This window comes from Paenibacillus sp. DS2015, assembly GCF_050433705.1.
Classification (GTDB): Bacteria; Bacillota; Bacilli; order Paenibacillales; family Paenibacillaceae; genus Paenibacillus_AQ.
Genome location: NZ_JBNPWS010000017.1, coordinates 92647 through 116145, shown reverse-complemented (window position 1 = coordinate 116145; position 23499 = coordinate 92647). Strand labels below are relative to the sequence as shown.

Annotated in this window: 24 protein-coding genes and 1 pseudogene; 4 read left to right on the top strand and 21 right to left on the bottom strand. The window is 41.7% G+C overall.

The features are described from left to right. The 3 genes from J2T13_RS15770 to J2T13_RS15760 all read right to left on the bottom strand — a co-directional run. A partial coding sequence (locus J2T13_RS15770) for a transposase (RefSeq protein ID WP_429372893.1) occupies positions 1–278 on the bottom strand: 278 nt, incomplete at its 3' end. A 319-nt stretch (positions 279–597) separates the two neighbouring features. After that, positions 598–1293, bottom strand: a complete 696-nt coding sequence (locus tag J2T13_RS15765) for a hypothetical protein (protein ID WP_429372891.1) — start codon at positions 1291–1293, stop codon at positions 598–600. 53 nt (positions 1294–1346) lie between these two features. Next, positions 1347–1649 carry a hypothetical protein gene (locus tag J2T13_RS15760; RefSeq protein WP_429372913.1) on the bottom strand — a complete coding sequence of 101 codons (303 nt, stop codon included), beginning with the start codon at positions 1647–1649 and terminating at the stop codon, positions 1347–1349. Positions 1650–1855: 206 nt separating this feature from the next. On the opposite strand from J2T13_RS15760, the gene J2T13_RS15755 reads away from it, so the two are divergent. After that, complete coding sequence (locus J2T13_RS15755; protein WP_429372889.1) at positions 1856–2770, top strand: hypothetical protein; 915 nt, start codon at positions 1856–1858, stop codon at positions 2768–2770. Between the two features lie 41 nt (positions 2771–2811). After that, a pseudogene (locus J2T13_RS15750) lies at positions 2812–3510 on the top strand (ATP-binding protein); the annotation flags it as partial. A gap of 17 nt (positions 3511–3527) precedes the next feature. On the opposite strand, the gene J2T13_RS15745 reads toward J2T13_RS15750, so the two are convergent. The 8 genes from J2T13_RS15745 to rplS form a co-directional block, all read right to left on the bottom strand. Beyond that, positions 3528–3998, bottom strand: a complete 471-nt coding sequence (locus J2T13_RS15745) for a hypothetical protein (protein WP_429372887.1) — start codon at positions 3996–3998, stop codon at positions 3528–3530. A gap of 381 nt (positions 3999–4379) precedes the next feature. Beyond that, a complete protein-coding gene (locus J2T13_RS15740) occupies positions 4380–4763 on the bottom strand; it encodes a YraN family protein (protein ID WP_429372885.1) in 384 nt (127 codons plus the stop codon). Positions 4764–4766: 3 nt separating this feature from the next. Beyond that, entirely contained in the window at positions 4767–5069 is a 303-nt protein-coding gene (locus tag J2T13_RS15735; RefSeq protein WP_429372883.1) for an EscU/YscU/HrcU family type III secretion system export apparatus switch protein, read from the bottom strand. After that, positions 5066–7225, bottom strand: a complete 2160-nt coding sequence (locus tag J2T13_RS15730) for a hypothetical protein (protein ID WP_429372881.1) — start codon at positions 7223–7225, stop codon at positions 5066–5068. The genes J2T13_RS15735 and J2T13_RS15730 overlap by 4 nt, the downstream gene beginning before the upstream one ends. Positions 7226–7299: 74 nt before the next feature. Beyond that, positions 7300–7956 carry a ribonuclease HII gene (locus J2T13_RS15725; protein ID WP_429372879.1) on the bottom strand — a complete coding sequence of 219 codons (657 nt, stop codon included), beginning with the start codon at positions 7954–7956 and terminating at the stop codon, positions 7300–7302. Between the two features lie 266 nt (positions 7957–8222). Then, complete coding sequence (gene ylqF / locus J2T13_RS15720; RefSeq protein ID WP_429372877.1) at positions 8223–9092, bottom strand: ribosome biogenesis GTPase YlqF; 870 nt, start codon at positions 9090–9092, stop codon at positions 8223–8225. Positions 9093–9142: 50 nt separating this feature from the next. Further along, positions 9143–9763: a signal peptidase I gene (gene lepB / locus J2T13_RS15715; RefSeq protein ID WP_429372911.1), complete on the bottom strand. Its 621-nt coding sequence runs from the start codon at positions 9761–9763 to the stop codon at positions 9143–9145. A gap of 192 nt (positions 9764–9955) precedes the next feature. Then, positions 9956–10300, bottom strand: a complete 345-nt coding sequence (gene rplS / locus J2T13_RS15710; RefSeq protein WP_429372875.1) for a 50S ribosomal protein L19 — start codon at positions 10298–10300, stop codon at positions 9956–9958. A 271-nt stretch (positions 10301–10571) separates the two neighbouring features. Between rplS and J2T13_RS15705 the strand changes: the two genes are divergently transcribed. Next, the gene (locus J2T13_RS15705) at positions 10572–11831 is read left to right on the top strand and encodes an MFS transporter (RefSeq protein WP_429372873.1); all 1260 of its coding nucleotides are present in this window, start codon (positions 10572–10574) and stop codon (positions 11829–11831) included. A 96-nt stretch (positions 11832–11927) separates the two neighbouring features. Next, positions 11928–12491, top strand: coding sequence for a helix-turn-helix domain-containing protein (locus tag J2T13_RS15700; RefSeq protein WP_429372871.1), 564 nt, complete (start codon positions 11928–11930; stop codon positions 12489–12491). Positions 12492–12647: 156 nt separating this feature from the next. On the opposite strand, the gene J2T13_RS15695 is transcribed toward J2T13_RS15700, so the two are convergent. The 10 genes from J2T13_RS15695 to smc form a co-directional block, all read right to left on the bottom strand. Beyond that, positions 12648–14003: a dipeptidase gene (locus tag J2T13_RS15695; RefSeq protein ID WP_429372869.1), complete on the bottom strand. Its 1356-nt coding sequence runs from the start codon at positions 14001–14003 to the stop codon at positions 12648–12650. A 34-nt stretch (positions 14004–14037) separates the two neighbouring features. Beyond that, positions 14038–14775 (bottom strand): tRNA (guanosine(37)-N1)-methyltransferase TrmD, encoded by a 738-nt coding sequence (gene trmD / locus J2T13_RS15690; RefSeq protein ID WP_429372867.1) that lies wholly within the window; start codon positions 14773–14775, stop codon positions 14038–14040. Positions 14776–14777: 2 nt separating this feature from the next. Further along, on the bottom strand, positions 14778–15299 hold the full coding sequence (gene rimM / locus J2T13_RS15685) for a ribosome maturation factor RimM (protein ID WP_429372865.1): 522 nt from the start codon (positions 15297–15299) through the stop codon (positions 14778–14780). Between the two features lie 193 nt (positions 15300–15492). After that, positions 15493–15723, bottom strand: a complete 231-nt coding sequence (locus J2T13_RS15680; protein ID WP_429372863.1) for a KH domain-containing protein — start codon at positions 15721–15723, stop codon at positions 15493–15495. 21 nt (positions 15724–15744) lie between these two features. Continuing rightward, positions 15745–16017 (bottom strand): 30S ribosomal protein S16, encoded by a 273-nt coding sequence (gene rpsP / locus J2T13_RS15675; RefSeq protein ID WP_429372861.1) that lies wholly within the window; start codon positions 16015–16017, stop codon positions 15745–15747. 36 nt (positions 16018–16053) lie between these two features. After that, positions 16054–17436 carry a signal recognition particle protein gene (gene ffh, locus J2T13_RS15670; protein ID WP_429372859.1) on the bottom strand — a complete coding sequence of 461 codons (1383 nt, stop codon included), beginning with the start codon at positions 17434–17436 and terminating at the stop codon, positions 16054–16056. A 22-nt stretch (positions 17437–17458) separates the two neighbouring features. Further along, positions 17459–17815, bottom strand: a complete 357-nt coding sequence (locus J2T13_RS15665) for a putative DNA-binding protein (RefSeq protein ID WP_429372909.1) — start codon at positions 17813–17815, stop codon at positions 17459–17461. A gap of 169 nt (positions 17816–17984) precedes the next feature. Next, complete coding sequence (gene trhA, locus J2T13_RS15660; RefSeq protein ID WP_429372857.1) at positions 17985–18632, bottom strand: PAQR family membrane homeostasis protein TrhA; 648 nt, start codon at positions 18630–18632, stop codon at positions 17985–17987. A 189-nt stretch (positions 18633–18821) separates the two neighbouring features. Further along, the gene (ftsY, locus tag J2T13_RS15655) at positions 18822–19832 is read right to left on the bottom strand and encodes a signal recognition particle-docking protein FtsY (protein ID WP_429372855.1); all 1011 of its coding nucleotides are present in this window, start codon (positions 19830–19832) and stop codon (positions 18822–18824) included. Between the two features lie 30 nt (positions 19833–19862). Next, entirely contained in the window at positions 19863–23432 is a 3570-nt protein-coding gene (gene smc, locus J2T13_RS15650) for a chromosome segregation protein SMC (RefSeq protein WP_429372853.1), read from the bottom strand. Positions 23433–23499: the final 67 nt, after the last annotated feature.

The window sequence follows — 23499 nt, the reverse complement described above, 5'->3', positions numbered from 1 at the left end:
ACAAACAGTCCTTTCGCACGACAGTACTCGGACAACTCAATCTCACTTAACGTGGATGTCTCTACCACAATGGCAAACTTATCTCGGGTACTCCACTTCTCTGACTCCTTTTCACCACCAGGTATAACAAATCCGTTGGCTCGGGCTTCCTTTTGCCACTTATATAGAGTGCCTTCTGATAGTCCACTGTCTCTAGCAATCTGACCTACCGTTTCATTGTTCGGAGGCATCATCCTTAGCATAATCTGTTGTTTAAGTTCGTTACTATATCTAGCCATTGCCGTTCCACCTCATTCTCTCTTTTCAACTACATTACATTCTATTGAGGGGTACGACAACTATTATGACACAGGGGGGTTACGAGAGTTGCCTGAATTTACGCCAATACGATCATATTTTTCATAGTCTAGAAAAGCAGTAAGTTCCGTCTCTAGCAAATGATTCATATTGTTTTATCTACTTACACAATTCAATTATAAAAAGTCCTACAGTTCTCCTAATCTTGCCTTTCTCTTTACTTCTCTTAATTTCTCAATGTCGCATTTAGCAGCTTTGTCTTTTGTGAGAAGTTCTGTACTTCTCTATTATAAGGAATTATTATTCAAGATAAGTAAGTGATTTACAAATATCTAAAAGTAAAGTTTCAATCAATATTATAAAATTAATACATGCATTTTCATCAAGCTCGAGCATACTTTGATTTCTAAGACTTATTCCACTACCTTTAAGTCTGTTTATGGCTAAATTGATTTTTCTTGTATCAGCATCACTGCTAAATATATATCCCCTATTATGAACTATTGAATTACGTATTTGCCTATAATGATCCATTTTTTTCCATTCAATTTGTTTTGTTGGAATACCTATATCAATATTTATAAACTTTTTAGCTTTATCAATAATTGCACCTCTGAATTTATTAATATCCGTATGAACGTATTTTTTTTGTTTATAATGATTGCAAATATCATTCAAAGCACTTTCCAATAAACTGTAAGTACTAATAAAGGCTGAATTTCTTAGTAAATACGGGTAACGAACATCTACTCTATGTGCATAGTTAAAATCGTTTGAACTCAGAAACTCAAATGCATTTGAATCATGTTTAAGCATATACTCTTTTTGATTTTGAATATTAATTTCCATATCACTCAAAAAACTTTTTAAATCTAATAGTTCTAAGCCAACAAGAACATAATAAAAATCTTCTGCTTTTTTTAAATTGTAACTTGTTGAAATTATAACTCCTTCTGAATTAGTTCTTTCAATTCCAAATCTTGTGAATACTCTCATTGATTCACCCCTCATTGAACTCCATTATTTAGTATGCTGTTACTTTTATGTCTTCATTTTAATGTTACTGTTAAGAAGTACGCCGCCGTATTTATTTGCTTCCCCACGGATGATTCCTTACTCAAAATGCTCTGCTTGGCCACGATGGATGTTACTCGCAAATGGACAGGTCGTGTACAAAATTGGGGCAAATGCTCCTTTTGCTTCCCGGATTCTTTCCGGATAGCATCGGACAGTATCGCAGATAACTTTTCTCCCCTTGATTCATTTGCTGACCAATACCAATATGCCTCATTTTTAATCCCACTATATGCTTCCCATCGAATAATAATTGGAGTCTCCCGCAATAGGAACAAGCTCAGATCACCTTCTAATATTCCATATAATTGATCTGACTGCGGGTTTATAATATTAGCCCCTTAGGTGTTCATCCGAATGGGTGCGTTGGTCGGTCTAACCTGTTTCTTATATACATTTGTACCGTTACATTAAGAACTTCGATAATATACTTAGAGAACCCTTTAAAGAAGGGATTTTGTCGATTTCTGCAGAATGTATACCTGTGATAAAATTAGATCATTATGAGGTGTTGTTAATGTTAAAATCACTTAGATATATCTTGTATTTGCTTCCTATTGTTCTAGGTATTTTCGTATATCTTTATTTCCAACTGCCCGAACAGTCCCAATCCGATTTATTCAAAACATTGATAAGTACTGTTTTAGGGGGTCTGCTAACGGTATTCGTAACTCTTAATGTGAATACATATAACTCAAAACAGAAGTCTGCATTAGAAAGAAAAAAGGAAATTTATATTCCTATTACAAATGAACTAAATCAATTATTAAACCAAAATACAAAAAAGTCTAATTGGAGCAGTTTGAATAAAAAGTTTGAGTTTCCAGTCATTGATCAACTATTAGAAAGTCCTTATGTCTTCTTACCAAAAAAATTAAAAGAGAACTTGAAGAGAGTAACAGGTTTAGTCGAAGAATTTAATAAGATAAAGCACTACCCAATTGCTAAAAACATTATTCTAAATAATTTTGAACATGCACTTAGACATTGTTATGGAAATAAAGGATTTGAAACTTATGAAAACCCCGAAGAAGGGAGATTCCATTATGAATATCCTAATCCATATAAATTCATGGATCACCATCTCGATGAGCTAACTAATATTGACAATATGATTGTGGATTATTATGAGAACATACAGTTATATGGAGATTTCCTCGACAATTACAAGGAACCATTAATCATTGAAATACCTGATTTTTACGATAACCAAACTACAGATATTGGAGAGTTTGTTTCTGCAGCTTTCCCTTATGAAGATAAAATATATGAGCATAAAGAAATCAAACTAAAACAAGAGATTTATGAGGATATAATACAGGAGATAACCAATGCTGTGAACCAGCTTCATGTTATATTTAGAGAGATAAACAGGAGATATGAAAAAGATAAATACTGATTACTGTAGTAAATAAAGCCACCACCTATATCATAACACCTGGTGACGGAAGCATCCCCAAGCCAGGTGAAGTTAGTCTTGCTCACCGCGGCATTCTTTTTCTAGATGAATTACCTGAATTTTCACGCCATGTACTTGAAGTATTACGTCAGCCTTTAGAAGAACGATCTGTAACGATTAGCAGAGCGAAGGCTGTCATCACATTTCCTGTTCATTTCATGCTGGCTGCGTCAATGAATCCTTGTCCATGCGGCTATCTTGGAAGCGATCATCCGGAACATCGATGTACTTGTAGTGAAGCACGCATAACGCAGTATCGTTCCAAAATATCCGGTCCCCTCCTCGATCGAATAGATCTCCAAGTGGATGTTCCAAGACCCAAAGAATGGAGCCGCGAGAAATTTGGCCTTTCCTCACAAGAAATGAAAGATCAGGTCGTGGCAGCACATGCTATTCAGCTCTCGAGGTACAAAGGGTTCCCTTTCTCATGGAATAGCGAGTTATCGGGTAGTCAATTACGTGAGCAGGCCTCACTTCGAACAGACACAGCTGACATGCTTCAGCAGACTCTTGAAGCCTTAGGCCTCAGTATGCGTGCATATGATCGAATCATTAAACTATCACGCACCATTGCAGATCTTGAAGGCAAGGCTAATATTGAAGCCTATCATGTTGCAGAAGCCATACAGTATCGTAATCTAGACAGACAACAGCTTAATATGGAGGAAAGGTCAATGTAAATAGCCCTTCTTATTCTTTATATAGGCAGGGAATGATGGGATATTAGAATCGACTCAACCTCTTCCGTTATCACAGAATCGCCAGTAATAAGCAGTATAATATTTCCTTGCAGAAGACAATCTTCATATTTCTGTGCATCCTTGTTAGGAATGCCGATATCCATAAGTCTTACTACGAAATCATCTGTATCTGCACCCATACTAGCTCCCGCTAACTTCGAAGCTGCAGGTCCGCTCACTGCGATTTCATGGGGCACAATATCTAAGTCAGAGGCGAGGTCCTTTACTCCTGATAATAAGCCACTGTTGCCTAACCCAGCTTGTGGCTCCTTTGTACCTACGTCTTCGCTAACCACGTTAAGTTCTCTTATGTCTTGAGAAAGAACAGAAATATCTCGTTTTTCATCAATTCCCCATTCCTTAAGATTCTGAATGGCTAGAGAAACATCCTGTTTCGTCGTAAATACGCCTATGATTAATTGAGTCATTTGTTCATAACCTCCTTCAATTGTAATTCCTTATTAACCATCTGAAATTTAAAATAAACGATTGAACAGGATTAGATAACATTACAAGAAGGCAAAAAACTGAATCTGGAGAGGTCCTTTATACGAATAGGACCTCTCCAGATTCAGTTTTTATAGAAGATTAATTTAATAAATATGAAGGAAAGGGATGAAACTGTAATCCTAACTTTACTAACGAACGAAACAGAGGTCTATTTACCGTGTTAGCAGTCAGACTATGCGCACCGTTCATGTTGGTGTCATCTAGGGTTAAACACACTGTAAGTCATGACATTCTCCGCAAAATGACATCGATATCACCAGCTTTAATCTGGCATCTTATGTAAGTAAATAATCGCCCTTTTAAAATGCATGAAGGATATGCTCCAGCTTCAGTACCGTCATATCTTTATTCAAATTTACTGCCATAACATCGAAACGAATATCCTGTGTTTCGACTTGTTTATAGTACAAATAGACTTCTGCCGTTTTACGAACTTGGTTTATTTTACGAGCATTCACAGACTCTGCTGGTGTACCAAACTGTGTATTATCCCCCGTCCGACTGCGAACTTCCACTATAACAATCACATTGTTTTTACAAGCTACTATATCCAGCTCACCACTACGACAACGCCAATTGCGGTCTAGAATGTGATATCCTTCGACGATTAAATGGCGTGCAGCCGCTTCTTCAGCCGCGGCTCCTTTTTGCTTGCGAGTATTTGTATGATCTTGTTCATCCATGAGCTAGAATCTTCCTTCCCTAGCCAAACTATCTGCACGGTAAATATACGATAGTACTTCAGCCACTAGCTGGTACAGCTCGGCCGGTATTTGCTGATCCAAATCCAGCTGCGAAAGAACTTCAACTAAAGCAGCATCTTCTTGTACGGGGACGCCATGTTCCTTTGCCCTTTCAAGAATCGTATCTGCCAATTTCCCTCGACCTTTAGCCACCACAATCGGCGCCTCCGATTCGCCTGGGGTATACTTTAATGCTACTGCCTTTTTCATAGATATCTTCGGCTCTTCCTGCGCCTTTTCACTCATATCTTTATGTCCACTCCTTTATATGTTGGAGGAGTAAATTCAGTTGTTACACTACTCTGTTTACCATCTATTTGTTCGATAGTTGGTACAGGGAGAGGTTCGGATTTAAGACTTAATAGCTGATATCCAACCGATTCAATCGCTTCTGAAATTTCTTCTCTTCGATCCTCAATTAAGGAAGTTATCCAAGTGTTGTCGTTGTGTACTTTTAGGCTGACTATTTTATCAACTACCTGTACATCAATAAGTGTTGTGCCTAAATTTTTCATATCTAAATCGAACCATAGATGGCAGTTGGATGCATCTAGTTCGCCTTTTTTGCCTCGTCTAGACTGAATATGAACAGAAGCCGTCTCCTGACCATCCTCTCCAGTAAAAGGTATAAACATCGTCACTTGCGCAAAGGGGGCCGTTCGATCGGTATTCAGTAGCAACTGCTGACCTGTCATATGCTGTATTAGCTGCTGTGCAGCTTCTTTTAGAGCTACCGGAACATCATTTCTTTCCAGCACATGTAATAAAAGCCCTTTTAACGTATCCTGATTTAAGCTCGATGCCTCCACATTAGGTCGCACCATCGCTTCAGATCCCAATGTTGGATTTCCTTGCGAAGACAAGGGCGTAATCACACGATTTATCGCTTCCTGTGCAGGATTTGTCGGTGTAGCTCCAGCTATTCCTGCTTCCGTAGTCAGTGCCTGATTTCCTTGAGGTTGCGTAGCTGGGATTGCTTGAGCTGATGCGGGCACGGCTGCATTCCCGCTCACTGGAACAGATGCGGTTGTATTGCCTGTTACCGATGCTTGCGACGGCGAAGCTGTCGTTGGTTGAGCTGGCACAGATGCTGGTGTAGTACCTGCACCTGACGCCTGTGCACTGCTTGTCGCTGGCTGCGCTTGCGTTGGCGCCGTTTCCGGCGTTGATGCAAGCCCCACAGCTACGCTACCTGGCCGCGCGTTCCCCGCCGCGGCAGCTGGGGCTTGCGGCGGCATGCTCGCGCCGCCGCGGACAGCCTGCTGCTCGTGCTCCGCACCGAGCAGCTTCAGCATCCGCCCCACCCACGGTGTATCTTCGTGGGTGCTTGGGGCGGATGCAGGCGAAGGCGCAGCGCCTTCGCCAAGAGGTGCCGCCGTAGTCGTAGTCGGCGGCACTGTGCCTGCCGCTATCCCGGAGGGAGCGGCAGCACTTGCACTTGCCGGCGGCGTAGCCACCACGCCGGCTGCCGTGCCCGGCTGCTGCGCAGCGCCGGGCGAACTGCCGCCGCTGGGCGCAGCCGCGGCGGGGGTGGACCCCTGCCCTGGCGCGGCTTCCGCCGCCGGGGCTGTTGCACTCAGCTGCTGTGTGCCACGCAGCTGTTGCAGCACATCCTGCAGCTTCGCTAACAGCGGCTGCAGCGTGGAACTTGCGGCGCTACTCACCGGCGCCGCAACCGTAGCTCCCTCTTTGCTAACGGCAGCAGATGTCGATTCGGCAACGACTTGGGCTGCTACACCGGTCTGTGACTTCGCAGCAGCAACGGTAGCCAAATCAGCATTCATACCATTAGTTATCCCTTGCGAATTGGATACTAGCGCAGCAAGCTGCTCTCCAAGACCCGAAAGCAATTGATGCAAAGGAGGGCCAAATACAGCTTGTTGCAATCCTTTTACACTTTCACCCGTCATAGGTAACCCCCGCTGGAACGCAATCGCCGCAGATTGAATCCATTGCTCAACAGGAACAGCTACGGGCTTCGCCATTAACACACCGCTAAACAGAACTGCATTCTCCTTGGTTATAGGCACACCGCTAGCCTGAAGGGTCTGTATCATTTCGCGATTAGCCTTTGTATCTGATAATCCAACAGACTTGAGTACATCACCTATAGAACTAGCAGGAATTGCCGTATATGGCGATTGGCTTAATGGCTTCATAACCACCATGCCATCCTCTCCCGGTGGCTGCACCTGCAACAAGGTAGCCTGTCCTTGCTGTAAAGGCGTTTCCAGCTTAGCTTGAACCTTGACTCCTTGGATCTGTAAGACAGCATCCTGCCCATCCTCAGAGACACTGAGAACAACACCTCTAACCACTTGTCCCGTCTTCATTTCTAATTGTTTAACATCTCCGACCTTACTATCTCCAAGCAGCCCGCGCATCATTGATCCGATGTTCACAATACGTCCTCCGTTCCCTATCGCTTCTTTCTCTCTATATCGGTGCTAAACAGACTTAGCTTAAGTTTCTTTATTCAAAATAACGTTTGTTGCTCTACTTCTAAATTTTTCAGGAAACTTCGTCGATGCATCTTCGTAGGTCCAAGCTCCATAATTTGCTGACGATGAAATTTAGTTGCATACCCTTTATGTACCGCAATACCATACTCAGGAAACATCGCTTCCCATGTCCCTTGACACAGACGATCCCGTGTTACTTTCGCGATGATAGATGCGGCTGCTATGGATTGACTATTAGCATCACCCTTAATGATAGAAAGTTGTGGGATATCCACATCTACCTTCTCCGCATCAACTAATAAATAATCGGGTACTAGCGACAAACTCTCAAGTGCTCTCTTCATGGCTAGACGTGATGCCTGTTTAATATTAATAAGATCAATAGTGGCGGCATCCGCGTAACCCACTCCCACGGCCAAAGCATTCTCCTTGATGACATCATAAAGATACTCACGTTTCTTCTCATTTAACTTCTTCGAGTCATCCACACCTTCAATCAATAACCCTTCGGGAAGAATGACCGCAGCTGCAATCACATCACCAAAGAGACAACCTCTTCCCACCTCATCTATACCTGCAACGTGTCGATAAGACTGTTCCATACATTTTTTCTCATGTTGTAACATATCAATAACAATACTTTCACTTTCCTTCTCTACTATCTTGCGCACGATTATCCCTCCATAAGTCCACAATCATTGTTGTAACCATTTCTATAATCTACTACCTTTGATATTAGTCTAGAAGCCGCTCAAAGTGCGTGTTCAAAAAGTCGGCTTTTCAGCACTAAAGTGTAACCTCTTAAACTCTATTAACATCTAGCTTACCATATCAAGAAGTACCTGCACATCCTTAACAAGCCTCTCTTCTGCAAGCGAAATTCAATCTTTTCTATAACAAAAAAACCACCGAATCAACGGTGGCTTCATAACTTTGATCAAAAGGGTTCTTCCATAGAGAATCTGCCCATTTTTCCTGCACGTAAATCATGAAGTAAGATACGCGAAGCCTTCTCGATATCGACTCTGCCACCACTCATTAAACAGCCACGTTTGCGCCCTATATCTTCTAATACCTTGATAATCTCATCGGAACTCTCTGGATCAATCGGAGTTTCGTTCTGAAGACCGAACCGCTCTTTCATCGGTTCCCAATAATATTTAGAGAGATATTTGACAGCAAAGAAAGCTATGTCTTCCAAATTCATAATTTCTTCTTTAATGGCACCTGTAACCGCTAGACGATATCCTACATTCATATCCTCAAATTTCGGCCACAATATCCCAGGAGTATCTAACAACTCCATTTCTTTGCCTACTTTGATCCATTGTTGACCTTTCGTTACGCCTGGACGGTCACCAGTAATGGCAATACTCCGACCCGCGAGCTTGTTGATCAACGTCGATTTACCCACATTCGGTATCCCTACGATAAGCGCACGAATAGATCTTGGATTCATACCTTTAGAAATTTGTTTATCTATTTTTGCTTTCATCAACAATTTAAGTTGAGCCGGAATCTCTTTCACGCCAGTTCCCGTAGAAGCATCGACAGGAAACGCTACATGTCCTTGCTTTTTGAAATAATCTAGCCACTTTCTCGTAACTTCTAAATCGGCTAAATCCGCTTTATTCATGATAATAAGTCTTGGCTTACCCAAGAGAATCTCATCAATCATCGGATTACGACTCGATAGTGGAAGACGTGCATCGATAAGCTCTATAACACAATCAATTAGCTTTAATTTATCTTGAATCTGGCGGCGTGCTCTGGTCATATGACCTGGAAACCACTGAATCGTCGTCACCGTCTTCACCTCATATTCTTAGCCACAACTAGCCTATGTTTCCACAGGTGTTAATGGTTTATCCATTCGATATCTTTTACTGGCCAGAAAATAACATCTGCTCGGCCTACAATATCACTTAGAGGAACGTATCCAATCATTCGACTATCTTTACTATCTGAACGATTATCCCCCATAGCAAATACGTAGCCCTCGGGCACTATATTCTCTGGAATTTCATCATTCGGGAAATCCTTATCATTATATAATTTATTCTGCTGATGGGCTTCATCAATCGCACCTTGTATGTAGGTTTCATTAACAGGTACACCATTCACAAGTACCGTATCGCCTTCCACCTTAACTGTATCCCCAGCAACCGCAATTACTCTCTTAATGAAATCTCTGCCTTCCGAAGGAACATGAAAAACAATCACTTCCCCATGTTTAGGTTCACGAATGTCATATAGAATCTCATTCACAATCACACGTTCACCCGTATGAAAATTAGGTTGCATGGAAGGACCATCCACAATAAATGGTTTAAAAAGCAACCAACGGATGAGAACAACTAATACCACCGCGATGATAATAGCCTTGAGCCACTCTATGACTTCATTATTCCTTTTTTTGGTTGGTTTATCCTTATCCTCATGATCTTTTATATCATCTTGTGTTTGTTGAATTTCAATATCCTGTTGCATTGCGTGCACCACCCTCTCCTGATCCTCATTATTACGACAAGGTATAGGGGCTATACCGAAAAGAAAAGCTCCTCATCGGAGCTGAAAATTCAAATAAATGAGGGGCATAAATCATTGTATGCCCTTATTATCCTAAAACGAAAGGGACTTGAAATCAAGCCCCTTAAGGTTGTTCGCTTTTTAACGGCGAATTTCTTTAATTCTCGCTGCTTTACCGCGTAGTTCGCGAAGATAGAAGAGTTTAGCGCGACGTACTTTACCGCGACGAGCCACTTCAATTTTCTCGAGTTTAGGCGAGTTAAGTGGGAAAGTTCTTTCCACACCAACACCGTAAGAAACTTTACGTACTGTAAAAGTTTCACCGATTCCGCCACCACGACGTTGAATTACAACACCTTCGAATAATTGGACACGCTCACGAGATCCCTCGATAACTTTTACATGTACTTTCAAAGTATCTCCAGGGCGAAAGTTTGGCAAATCAGTGCGAAGTTGTTCTTGAGTAATCGCTTGTAGGATATTCATATTAGAATTCCCTCCTTCCATACAGGTGTTCTTGCCTCTTCCAGAGAAATTAATTCTCTTTCATTATTAACAGAGGACCACCGTAGTCATACACAACAGGAGTAATTATAACATAAGTTTCTCACCTCATGCAAGAATTATTCTTACCCTACCTAATAGAATGACATTTGAAAGAAACAACAAAAAGTATTGACAATAATTTGATTGTCATTAAAATAAACATAACGATAAAATAATTTTAACGTTAACTAAATTTTATAGGAGTGATCCCATGCCAGACGTTTCTTTAGCCCAGCAAACAGGGTTACGCGATTTAAAAAAGAACACACCTTTTATGTACCTTCTTGCTGCCAAGATCATTTCGCGCTTTGGTGATTCCATTGATTCTATTGCCTATAGTTGGATGGTCTATTTGCTCACTGGATCCAAGGTTCTCATGGGTACATTATTTGCCATTAATTTTGTACCTGGAATACTATTCAGCCTTTTTACAGGTGTACTCGTAGATCGTTGGAATCCAAAGTTGATTGTCATGATCGCCGATGCAAGTAGAGGTTTTGTAGTAATCATTACAGGCTTGCTATATTGGCAAGGTATTCTACAACCTTGGCATTTATTTATGTTCACCTTTATCAATTCAACATTCGAATGTTTTGCTACTCCTGCAGAAATGTCTCTAGTCCCTCGCATTCTACCTAAACATCATCTACTCAGGGGAAACTCATTTTCTTCCACTTCTGCGCGGATTGCCGAATTAGCCGGACTTGCTGCCGCTGGTGCTCTTATCGGATTCGTTGGTGTATCTGGGGCCCTTATCATAGATGGATTAACCTTCATTATTTCGGCATTACTTATCAGTTGTGTCGCAGTACCCGCCGACCCCACTTCTCAGTCGAACACATTGAGCACACAACCAACAACCTATTTCGAGGAATTCAAAATCGGATTCAAATTCATTACAGCTCATAAACTTTTACTTATCATTATGTGTGTAGCTACCTTTGTTAACTTGTGCCTTACCCCGTTTAATGTCCTGAACACCGTATATGTGAAGGAATTACTTCACGCAGGACCTATTGGACTATCTATATTAGGTGTTTCTCTGATCACAGGGATGATTGTTAGTGGACTATGGCTTAGTATCAAAGGTTCATCCTTTAAGAAGAGTAGTCTAATTGTGTGTGGGTTCATTATTCTAGGCGTCAATTACGCCCTATTATTTATTCCGGTTACCTTCCCTATCTATCCCCTTTACTCGGCTGCGATCTTCAGCTTCGGCATGGGCATCGCTGTCCCCCTCGTAAGCACACCAACAGCCACTTATTTGTTGGAAGTTACACCGAAAGAAATGCTTGGCAGAGTAGGGTCGCTATTCAATATGGTCTGCACCTGTGCTATTCCTGTAGGAAGTCTCTTAGCAGGAATTATTGCAGAATACATACCTGTGCATATGCTATATTTCGTTTTAGGAAGTATCCTTATGATTCCAGCTATTTATTTAGTGAGACAGAAGGATTTCATGAACATTTGATAGGATTAACTCTTTGTGCTTTATCCATCCGCAGATTATAATGAATACGTGCAGAGTATGCATAAATACAGGATCTTATGACTGAGGTGCACGTGGTTGAACACAATAACACTAAAAACCCTTGAGGAGATCAGAATATATTCGGACCCTTACAGGTTGAATATCATGAATGAATTTCAGAAAATAGACAGACCCGCGACAGTCAAGGAAATTGCTGATCTCATGGGAGAAGTCCCGGCTAAAGTATACTACCATGCCAAAAAACTAATAAGCATTGGCCTGCTTACACTTGACCATACCAGACAAATCAACGGTATTACAGCTAAATATTATCTACCTTTTCAAGGTAATATTAGCATTAAACGTAGTGAAATTGATCAAGCTGTGCAGCATGTATTTATATCAGAGGCTCAACAGTTACTTGAAGATATCTATACCAAAAGTAAAAATAAGTTTCTTAGCTTGAGTAATGTCGATAAACCTTATGGACAATTAGCGAATTCCGAAGTCTACTTAACGGCTGAGCAAGCCGATGAATTTCTTGAATGGATTAACGAATTTCATACCAAGTATCAGAACAAGAAGAGTGAAGCACAAGAACGGTACGATATCTTCACGTCTATCGTTAAAATCCCAGATGACAATAACAAGTCCTCCTGAGAATCATATCTTAACACTATAGAAAGCCACGGGAGTCAGATGTGAATATCACATCTGACTCCCGTGGCTCTTATGTTCATATACTACCTGTGCAACTCCCGCGTTCGTCGTACCGGCTGACTATCATATAAGCCATACCTATACCGCACTTATCACTTAGACTTGTTTCAAAAACTCCACAATCGTAAGAAGTCCTTTATCGAAGTTATCCAGATTGAAATGCTCATTCGGTGCGTGTAGATTCTCATCCGGCAGTCCGAACCCCATTAATACAACTGGAACATTTAACAAGCGTCCAAAGGTCTCAACAATAGGGATAGATCCCCCATCTTTAGTAAACACAGGACGAACCCCGTATACCTGATTGAAGGCATTTGCAGCCGTCTGCAACATCGGTGTAGATGGATCAATCGTGAACGGATTACCTTTTTCACGTTGTGTAACCGATACCTTAGCCCCTACTGGAACATTGGCAAGAATATGACGTTCAATTTTATCCAGAATATCTTGCGGCTTCTGATATCCTACAAGACGACAAGTAATCTTGGCATGTGCCTCTTTGGGAACAACCGTTTTCGATCCTTCTCCTTGAAAACCACCATACACCCCGTTTAATTCAAGTGTTGGACGAGCTCCCGTTCTTTCAACAAAAGAATAACCTTCTTCGCCATAGAGAGCATCAAGACCCAAATCCTGCTGAAGTTTATTTTCATCTATCGCTTGTTTCACAAACTCAGCTTTCATTTCAGGGGAAAGTGCAGGCACATCCTCATAGAATCCTTCTACACTCACTCGACCTTGATCATCGTGAAGAGTAGACAGCAGGGAAACAATCGCATGTAATGCATTAGGAACGCCCCCGCCAAAGGAACCCGAATGAAGATCCGTATTGGCTGTCGTGATCTGAACATCTAGAGAACAAAGTCCACGTAATCCCACACAAATGGCAGGTTTACCTTTTTCAAGTAACGACGTATCAGAGATCAACACCACATCTGCTGCCATTTCCTCACGGCGTGATTCTAAGAATGAAGGCAAGTTCGGACTGGTTACTTCTTCCTCCCCTTCGATACAGAACTTAATATTAACAGGAAGCTCTTTCTCTTGTTTAAGGATCGCTTCCACCGCTTTAATATGTAGAAAAACTTGACCCTTATCATCCGTTGCTCCGCGAGCATAGATTTTATCTCCACGGATCGTAGGTTCAAACGGAGGCGTCTCCCACAAGTGCAGTGGATCCACAGGTTGTACGTCATAATGTCCATAGACTAATACCGTAGGTTTGCCCGGGGCATGTAAATGATCCGCATATACAATCGGATGACCTTCTGTTTGATGAATAACCACATTCTCGAGACCTGCTTGAGTTAGTGCATCCGCCAACCAGTCAGCCGCCCGAATCATATCAGGTTTGTGTTCAGACAATGCGGAGATACTTGGAATCGATAACCATTGTTTAAGTTCCTCTAGATGTTGCTCTCTTAAGTCGTGAAAATAAGTTTGATAATCCATTGTTATCCTCCTCTTATGATGAAGAATCTTTTACTCACTCAGATTCTTTTGCTAGTTGCTCGAGATATTTATGATCTTGTTTACTAAGTGTCAACTTCTTAAGTAGATCGGGGCGACGTGTAAAAGTCCGCTTCAAAGCCTGTTCTCTACGCCATACTTCTATATTAGCATGATGCCCACTTAATAACATATCAGGCACTTTCCACCCACGAAACTCTGCGGGGCGTGTATAATGCGGATATTCAAGTAATCCTGTACTGAAGGAATCAGTCATCGCTGACGTCTCATTTCCCAGTACACCAGGTAGAAGTCTCACCACGGAATCAATAACGGTCATGGCAGGAAGTTCACCACCTGTAAGCACATAATCTCCAATGGATAACTCATCTGTCACCAGATGCTCCCGTATACGTTCATCGTACCCTTCGTAATGACCACACACAAAGATCAGATGTTCCTCCTGTGATAATTCTTCCGCCTTTTGCTGGGTGAACGTTTCTCCCTGCGGGCACATCAAAATGACTCTTGGACGTTTCAGGCTGTTCGTGAGCAGGTCTTCAACCGCAGCAAAAATAGGCTCGGGCTTCAGCACCATGCCTCCGCCTCCGCCATAAGGCGTATCATCTACTGTATGATGCTTACTAAGCGAATAGTCTCGGAAGTTAATCGCATTCAACGACACGATCCCCTTATCATTCGCTTTACCTAAAATACTACTGCCGAACACACCTGTGAACATTTCAGGAAACAAGGTCAAGACATCTACCTTCATGATTACAACAATCCTTCCATGAGGTGAACCTTAACCTTTTGATTCTTCACATCAACATCCAGTACAACTTCATCAATAACAGGAATCAGAATATCAGAACCTGTTGATGTCTTAATGACCCATACATCATTTGCACCTGGTGTAAGGATTTCCTTAATCACACCCAGCGGCTTATCTTGGTCCTCATCTGTATATACGGTACAGCCAATAATCTCGTGGAAATAGTACTCATTCTCTGGTAATTCCACTACATCATCTTTGGATACCTTAAGAACACTACCCTTGTATTTCTCTACTTCATTAATGTTGTTGAATCCTTCTACTTTCAGAATGTACATTTCCTTATGAACACGTACAGAATCGATGGTAATCCAAAAAGAGTTACCTACCGTCGGAATAAGCAACAATCGTTTCCCTTTAGCAAAGCGTTGCTCAGGAAAATCTGTATGGGATAATACCTTGATTTCGCCTTTAATTCCGTGAGTGTTGACAAGTTTGCCAACCGTTAATAATTCCTCTGACATATGACCCTCCTAAAATAACTCCACCAAGTGGAGACTATACTTCAAAGTCTATACCCAATATTTAACTGGACCCATAAATGAGGTCTCTATAATGAAAGACAAAGCGCAAATATTGCACTCTAAACCTATTGTATCATCTTCAGCATGTACGAAAAAGGGTTAGGACATGCATCCTAACCCACTTTTGTATATCTTAAGATATAATATCCACGGTTATACGTTTTTCCATTTTAACTGCTGCAGATGTGACGACCGTGCGCAGTGCCTTAGCAATCCTACCCTGCTTCCCTATGACTTTGCCTACGTCATCAGGATGAACAGACAATTCATAGACAACAAGATGATCCTTCTCCACCGTCTTGACGGTCACATCTTCAGGATGATCCACCAAAGCCTTAGCAATAACACTAACTAATTCTTCCATAGATACCCTCACAATCAGTTATTATTTCTGTAACTTAAGGTCATGGAATTTTTGCATTACTCCTGCTTTACTAAGCAAGTTACGAACTGTATCGGATGCTTGCGCACCGTTTTGAAGCCAAGTCAATGCTTTATCTTCATCGATTTTAACTACTGCCGGTTGTTCGATCGGATTGTAGTAACCAATTTCTTCGATAAAACGACCATCACGCGGGGACCGAGAATCGGATACCACGATACGGTAGAATGGCGCTTTATGTGCTCCAATGCGTTTAAGACGAATACGAACTGCCATGAAATTCACCTCCTTCAATAAATTAAATAGTTATGCTTAACGGAACGGAAACTTCATACCGCCTTTACCAGCTAAGCCCTTCAGCTGTTTCATTCCTTTTCCTTTGGGGCCTTTAGGTCCCATCATATCCGAGAATTGCTTCATCATACGACGCATTTCATCGAACTGTTTGATCAGGCGATTCACTTCAGCAATATTTGTACCACTACCTGTTGCAATCCGTTTACGACGATTATGATCAATCATATTGGGGTTCTGTTTTTCTTGCTTCGTCATTGAGAAGACAATAGCTTCAATTCGACCCATCTGCTTATCATCAACTTTAATATCTTTAGCTTGTTTCATTTTCCCCATACCAGGGATCATATCCATAATTTGATCTAATGGTCCAAGCTTCTTCACTTGATCCATTTGCTCTAGGAAATCATCAAACGTAAATTCTGCATTACGCATTTTACGTTCCATTTCCTTTGCTTTCTCAACATCGATATTAGATTGAGCTTTCTCAATTAGCGAGAGCATATCGCCCATACCTAATATCCGAGAAGACATCCGATCTGGATAGAAGGGTTCTAAAGCATCGATTTTCTCACCCGTTGCTGCGAATTTAATAGGACAACCCGTAACAGCTTTGACAGAAAGTGCGGCACCCCCACGTGTATCTCCATCAAGCTTAGTAAGAACAACACCTGTAAGCGCTAATTGTGTATTGAAATTCTCAGCTACATTCACAGCATCTTGCCCTGTCATTGCATCTACAACAAGCAGTACTTCATCAGGACTAATGGCTACATGAATCAGACGTAATTCTTCCATCAACTCTTCATCAATGTGTAACCGTCCAGCCGTATCCATAATCACATAGTCATGTCCGTTATCCTCAGCAAATTTCAAGCCTTGCTTAGCAATTTCAACAGGACTCACTTGATCACCTAATGAAAAAACAGGAACATTAATCTGTGAACCTAGAACTTCTAACTGTTTGATAGCAGCAGGACGATAAATATCACCTGCAACGAGCAATGGACGAGAATTCTGTTTCTGAAGGAGCTTAGCCAACTTACCTGAAGTAGTTGTCTTACCCGCACCTTGGAGACCGACCATCATAATAACCGTTGGTGGCTTATTAGACTTAGCAAGCTTGGCCTGAGTGCCACCCATAAGTTCGGTCATTTCCTTATTCACGATATCGATAATGACCATGCCCGGTGTGAAGCTGTCCATCACTTCTTTACCAATGGACTTCTCTTTGACCTTGGCAACGAATTCTTTCACCACTTTGAAATTAACGTCCGCTTCCAAAAGAGCAAGGCGTACTTCACGCATCGCCTCGTTCACATCATCCTCTGACACTTTACCTTTGCCGCGAAGTTTACTGAACACGTTCTGTAATCGATTGGTTAATCCTTCAAATGCCATTCGCTGCCACCTCCCTTACGCTTTATTCATAGATCTGTAATTGATCTAAAATCTGAGTTATCTTTAATGTGTGTTCCTGGTTAAGATCACAATCTTTAAGTATCTCGCGAAGCTTATCCAGCTCTTGATTGCGGCGTTCATATTTCTGTAGAAGACTTAATTTCTCTTCATACATCTCAAGAACATGTTCCGCACGTTTAATGTGTTCATAGATTGCTTGCCGACTAATATTGAACTCAGCTGCAATTTCCCCAAGGGAAAAATCATCATGGAAATAATATTTCAGAAACATCTGTTGTTTATCTGTAAGTAGGTGTTCATAGAAATCAAACAACTGATTAATTCGGTTTGTCTTCTCGAGCCGATCATCTTGACTCATCATAGGGGCACTCCCTTCGTCAAGGAAAAACACTTTACAGATCTTCAACGTCACTAATCATACATAAAAGAAAGAAAGATGTCAAGTGATTATCCTTGTCATCTTTCAAACTGCATGGGTATGATCTAAACTTCACATTAAACAAGAATGTATATGCCTTAGTAACCCTTTATTGATTAGGTAAAAGGTATAAGAATACGGCTAGAAAATGTAGTACACTTCCTGCTAATACAAACAAATGCCAGACGGCATGGTGAAATGGAAACCCTCTCCACACGTAAAACACAGTCCCGAGCGTATACATGATTCCCCCCAGAGCCAGCAGTGCCATTCCGCCTGTAGGAACAGCAGCAGTAAGAGGTACCCAAGCGATGACGATCATCCAACCCATAATGATATAAAAAATGGTGGACATAAACAGAAATTTTTTGACGAAGAATGCTTTGAACAAACATCCTAAAATTGCAAACCCCCACACAATCCCAAACAACGTCCAACCTAAAGAACCACGAATCGCAACTAACATAAACGGAGTATACGACCCAGCTATATAAAGATAAATTGATGAATGATCAAAAAACTCAAATAAATCTTTGGTTTTGCCCTCTTTTAAGCTGTGTACAAGCGTTGAGTTTAAATATAACAAAAGCATGGTAACACCATAGATCGTAAAGCTCACAACATGCCATGGCGTACCTTTAATACTTGAAAAGACAATTAGCAGGACGAGCGCCGCAATACTAAGGACCGTTCCAATCCCATGGGTGATTGCATTAGCCACTTCCTCACGGCGAGTGTAAACATGTGTATTTGCCATAAACAAAATCCTCTCTTTTCTTCTCTAGATAATTAAATTATACACCTCTTATACCTAGAATTTCCACTCGACGAAAAATGAAGCACTAACCTCGATTCCCGCTTTAAAGGGACATCTACTATTCAAAAAAGGCATCCGCTGTATACTCCGCGAATGCCTTCTCTCTTACTTTGTGTAATTTAGTTATCTCTACTTAGAGTCCTCGTCCGATTCTTCTTCAGATTCACTCTCTTGAATCATCCCTGCAAATAATGCATGCACGAATTGTTCTGAATCGAAGGGTTGTAAGTCTTCCATTTTCTCGCCTAGACCTACCCATTTCACAGGGATATTCAATTCTTGACGAATGGCCACTACGATTCCACCTTTAGCCGTACCGTCTAGCTTCGTGAGCACAAGCCCTGTCACACCACTTTTCTCACCGAACAACTTCGCTTGGCTTAGTGCATTCTGACCGGTTGTTGCGTCCAATACCATCAATACTTCATGTGGAGCACCTGGAATCTCCCGTTGAATCACTCGGAAGATCTTATTAAGTTCATCCATTAAATTCGATTTATTCTGTAACCGCCCTGCTGTATCACAGATTAGCACATCGGCTTGACGTTGTTTAGCCGCTTGAATCGCATCAAACATAACGGCTGCGGGATCTGACCCTGCTTGCTGCTTGATCACATCTACACCCGCACGTTGTCCCCACACTTCAAGCTGTTCAATAGCCCCTGCACGAAAAGTATCTCCAGCAGCCAGCAACACTTTTTTACCTTCTTGCTTGAAGTGATATGCCATTTTGCCAATGGTGGTCGTCTTACCCACACCATTTACGCCTACGAACAGAATAACGGTGATACCATCCGTATTCACGTTCATCTTATTGTCGTTATCCCCACGTAGCAGTTCCATCAACTTCTGAGATAAAATAGGCTGAAGCTCCATCGCATTCTCTATCTTTTGCTTTTTCACTTCAACTCTTAGCTCATCAATTAATTTCATGACCGTGTTGATCCCTACATCTGCACCAATTAGAATTTCTTCTAACTCTTCATAGAATTCTTCATCTATTTTTTTGCGACGAATCATAAGATCAGATACTTTCTCAACAAAGCCCTTGCGGGTTTTCTCAAGTCCGTCTCGGAATTGCTTCGTAACTGATTCCGTTTTGTTTGAAATATTTTCTTTTAACCTTTTAAAAAAGCTCATATATTCCCTCCATCTCTATACTCTACCTAATCAAGCAATCTCAGCTTCTTCATTCTCTAATTTAACCGATACCAGCTTAGAGACTCCGCCCTCTTCCATCGTAACGCCGTAGAGTACATCTGCTTCCTCCATTGTACCTTTCCGATGGGTAACAACAATGAACTGCGTCTGTTCAGAGAACTCACGTAAATATTGAGCAAAACGAACAACATTGGCTTCGTCAAGTGCGGCCTCTACTTCATCCAGTACACAGAAAGGTACAGGCTTCACCTGTAGTATCGCGAATAGAAGTGCCATTGCAGTTAGCGCACGTTCACCCCCAGAGAGTAGTTGAAGGTTCTGCAGCTTCTTCCCTGGCGGCTGAGCCACAATATCAATCCCCGTGTCCAACATATGCTCCGGATCGATCAACACTAGGTCAGCTCTTCCTCCTCCAAATAACTTGGAGAATACGGTACCGAATTCACGACGAATAGCATCGAATGTAAATTTGAATTTTTTGGACATCTCATCATCCATTTCACGAATGACTTCATATAGCGTTGTCTTCGCGCCAATTAAGTCATCCTTCTGCTCAGTTAAGAATAGGTATCGTTCATTTACGCGCTGATATTCCTCAATCGCACCCAGATTAACCTCTCCAAGAGATGAAATTGCACGTTTTAACTCCCGAACCTCATTCTGAACAGCTGGAACATCATCAGGGATAGGATAACGCTGCTTGGCTAGCTCGTAGCTCAGTTCATAATCTTCACTGAGCTTCTTCAGAATGTTGTCCAGTTCCACATCTAGACGGTTAACACTGATCTCGGTCTGACGAAGCTGATCTTCTATCCCTCGAAGCTGATTACGCTGCTCTCTCGTCTCATTCTCTTCCATCTCTAGTTTCTTGGAAAGTTGCAGACGTGAAGCTCTTGCGAAGTCAAGTTGTTCAGAGGATCTTTCTTTATTCAATTTATAATGATTTAAATCCTGAATTTGCTGAGAAGATTCTTTAGCATTCGTGATCAGATCGGCTTCAATTGTCGCAAGAATCGCTTTGGTCTGACGTAAATCTTTATCTTGCGAGTTAAAATCAGATTTCAGCCTACGAAGTTGCTCTTCAATTGAGAAACACTCTTGATCCAGTTTCCCTTCTCGTACTTTCATCTGAGTCAACTGACCTTGAAGCTCATCTTTAGCTGACTCACTAGCTTTGCGAGCGAATTCAGCCGCATGTATAGCTTGATGAGTAGCCTGCTCTTGTTCCTCGAGTTGTTTAAGCTTCTTCACCGCTTCTTCACGGCTAAGTGCAAGTTCTTGCTCTTCTTGTGAGAAACTCTTCTTCTCTTGTCCTGCCATCTCGACCTGTTCCATAACATGACGAAGTTCATGCTCTAGTTGCTTCAAATCTCCAGCAGCTTGTTGCTCTTCCATCCGCTTCTCATCACCAGATTGCCGCAGTTCGTCCAATTGTGTCTGCGTTTGTGTCATCTGGATCTTCAATTGCTGAATACTCTCTTGAAGTTTAATCAGTTGCTTCTCTGTCTCATTAATTTCTTCATCTAGTTGATCCAATTGACGTTTACGACTAAGCAAACTGTTATTCTTCTTGTGCTGGCTCCCCCCTGTCATGGAACCACCAGCGTTAACGACATCCCCCTCAAGGGTTACCACTCGATATCTATATTGACAACGCGAGGCAATCTTATTAGCATCCTCAAGTGATTCAGCAATAATAACATTTCCAAGTAAACTCCCTACAACTGGAGCATACTTAGCATCATACTGAACCAAATCTGCTCCAATGCCAACAAATCCCTCTGCTCCCTCAATAATTGAACGATCACTTGCTGAAATATTGCGAGCCCGCATAACATCTAGAGGTAAAAAAGTTGCTCTACCGAGCTGACGTTGCTTCAGGAATGCAATCGCCTGTCGGGATACGGCTTCATTATCCATCACGACGTGCTGAAGTGAAGCCCCCATCGCGGTCTCCATCGCGAGCTCCAGTTTCTCTGGAACCGTAATTAACTCAGCTACCGCACCATGTACACCACTAAGAATGGATTTGCGTGAAGCCTTCAATACTTCTTTAACACCCAACATGAAGCCTTCAAAATCCTCTTGCATTTCCTTCATGGTATCCCTGCGCGAAGTTTGCGCTTCTCGCTTCTGTTCCCATTTACGTAGTGCACCTTGACTCTCTTCAAGCAATCGTTGCACGGATTGATAGCGTTCACTCGCAGTAATATAACCTCCGCGTAGTTCCCTAATTTCATTCGCGAGCTTCTCTATGGATGAATCCATTTGTTTCTTACGTTGTAATAATTCATCCTTCTGCAAAGTCCATTTGTCGGTCTCTTCCACTGCCCTATTCATTCGGCGAGAAAGGGTCTCCTTCTGCTGGTCCGCATAACGAATTTCATTACGAGCTTGAGCCATTTCGTTCATCAGATCCAGCAAAGAGCCCTTTAAGGTTTCTTCTTCATGCTGGCTAATTCCACCTGTAACTGAAGTAAGCTTAGCTTCCTCCCCTGATAACTGAATACGAAGTTGTTTAAGTTCTTCTTGTAACGCTTCTAACTTATCCTGTAAAAGAGCTAACTCTGCTTTCTTACCTTCAAAACGTTCATCACCCGTATTTAAAGTGTCCGCCAACTGCTCCCGATTCGCCTCAAGGTTTCGCTTACGTTCCCTAAGAACTTCTCCATAACCTTCACTCTTCTCGTAAGATTCACTAAATTGCAATAAATCACTTTGAAGCGTTTCTACTTTTTGTTCAAGCTTGCGTAGTTCTGAGCGTTCACTTTCCAGTTTCGCATCATGCGCGGAAACTACGGTAGATACCTGTAACTGTTGTTCCTGTAACACGGAGAGTTTCGCATTGGCATCACTCCAGCTACTATGAATTTGTTCAATTTGATATACATACATCGAGATTTCTTTGTTTTTCAACTGATCCCGAAGATGTTTATAATGAACTGCCTTCTCGGACTGTTCCTTCAGCGGACCTATTTGATCCTCTAATTCAGTCACTAAATCATGAATCCGAAGTAAATTTTGCTCCGTTTCATCCAACTTACGCATAGCATCTTTTTTACGCGATTTATATTTCACGATCCCAGAAGCCTCTTCAAATATCCCTCTGCGATCCTCTGAGCGTGTGCTTAAAATTTCTTCAATTCGTCCTTGACCAATAATAGAGTACGCCTCTTTACCAATACCGGTATCCATGAATAATTCCGTAATATCTTTCAGACGACAGGAATGCTTATTAATTAAATATTCACTATCTCCATTACGGTGAACCCGGCGCGTAACGGTTACTTCACTGAAATCAAGAGGGAGTACATGATCCTCATTATCTAGTGTTAGAGACACCTCGCCGAAATTGACCGCTTTGCGCGCATCACTACCTGCAAAAATAATGTCTTCCATTTTGCCGCCACGTAAAGATTTAGCACTTTGCTCCCCTAGCACCCAACGGATGCCGTCGGAAATATTACTTTTGCCGCTGCCGTTCGGACCCACCACTGCCGTAATACCTCTGACAAATTCCATTTCAGTTTTATCGGCAAAAGATTTGAAACCCGTCAATTCAATCCGTTTCAGAAACATATTCCCTAAATCACCTCTAAATCCTATAATACCATAAGTTCTTCTTCTGAAAATACTATCTAGAAAT